General features: G+C 31.9%; 1 protein-coding gene. It reads left to right on the top strand.

The window, feature by feature from the left end; all coding sequences use genetic code 11:
- Positions 1 to 235 precede the first annotated feature (235 nt).
- The gene (locus ACAX61_RS19510) at positions 236 to 1,168 is read left to right on the top strand and encodes a hypothetical protein (protein WP_370716200.1); all 933 of its coding nucleotides are present in this window, start codon (positions 236 to 238) and stop codon (positions 1,166 to 1,168) included.
- Positions 1,169 to 1,350: the final 182 nt, after the last annotated feature.

Below are 1,350 nucleotides of genomic sequence, written 5' to 3' on the forward strand. Positions count from 1 at the left end.
ATATCGGGTGTCTATAAAGTCACGCAACCCAAAATTTTAAAATATATTTAATGATATTTATATTGATGTATATATTTATATTGATATTAAATGTATGTTATTTAGTTAGAAAACAATAATGAACAAATATACGATACCCGAAAGAATTTTCTTGGTTGAAAACTATTTGAAATCGTCGTCCTATAAGACATGTCAAGATCAATTTCGTTTGGAATATGGAAAATTTTACGGAGAAATGGTTCCAAACAAATCGACAATACAACGCCTAGTTAACAAATTTCGGTTAACAGGGTCGGTACTCGATGCTCCACGTTCAGGAAGACCAAATATTCAAAGTGAATCTTTGATACAAAAGATGGCATCCAGTGTTATCGTTAATCGAAGCATATCAGTACGACGGTTGTCTAGTGAAACAGAAGTCTGTCCCGAAACTTGTCGAAAGGTACTCAAAAAGAAGCTGAAGATGCGACCATACAAAAAAAGTTCGCTTTATGAAATCAAAGAATCTGATTATCGTAAACGCGTAACATTCTGTGAATGGATTATTCTTAAACATACTGAAAATCCTAAATTACTGGATAATTTGTATTTTTCTGATGAGGCTTGGTTTCACCTTTCTGGTTATGTGAATGCTCAAAATTCACGTCATTGGGCCAGAAATAATCCTTACGAATTTGTACAGCACCCTTTGCATTCTACCAAAATAGGTGTGTGGTGTGCAATTTCAAAATTAAAATTAATTGGGCCCATCTTCTTCCATGAAACCATAAATTCTGTTCGTTATTTGAAAATCTTTAATGATTTTATTTCAAAATTAACTGAAGAAGAAATATCATCAGGATATTACCAACAAGACAACGCCAGGCCTCATGTCTCAAATCTTTCACTAAGCAGAATTCACGAAATATTTGAAGATCGTTTAATTTCCAAAAATTTATGGCCACCTCGTTCTCCGGATTTAACGCCACCTGATTATTTCTTGTGGGCTCACCTCAAACGAGTTGCATACCGAAAGAATCCAAAAACATTGGACAATTTGAAAGAAGCGATAACTAGGGAAATCAACAATATTAATGCAGAAACGTTGGAAAGAGTTTCAAACAATTTTCTTCGTCGCGTTGATTTATGTCTGAAATGTGACGGAAACCATTTTAGCTATTTGTTATGACTATTTATCGCCATGTAAATAAATTTAATTACAAAAAATGTATCATTTTGGTTTTATGTTTATTTTTATATTCTTTCAAAAATATCACAATATCATAAGAATAATGTACTATAAAATTAAAATTATGAATATAAAGATATTTTAAAATTTTGGGTTGCGTGACTTTATAGACACCCGATATT

It is taken from the genome of Sphingomonas sp. IW22 (assembly GCF_041321155.1).
Classification (GTDB): Bacteria; Pseudomonadota; Alphaproteobacteria; order Sphingomonadales; family Sphingomonadaceae; genus Sphingomonas.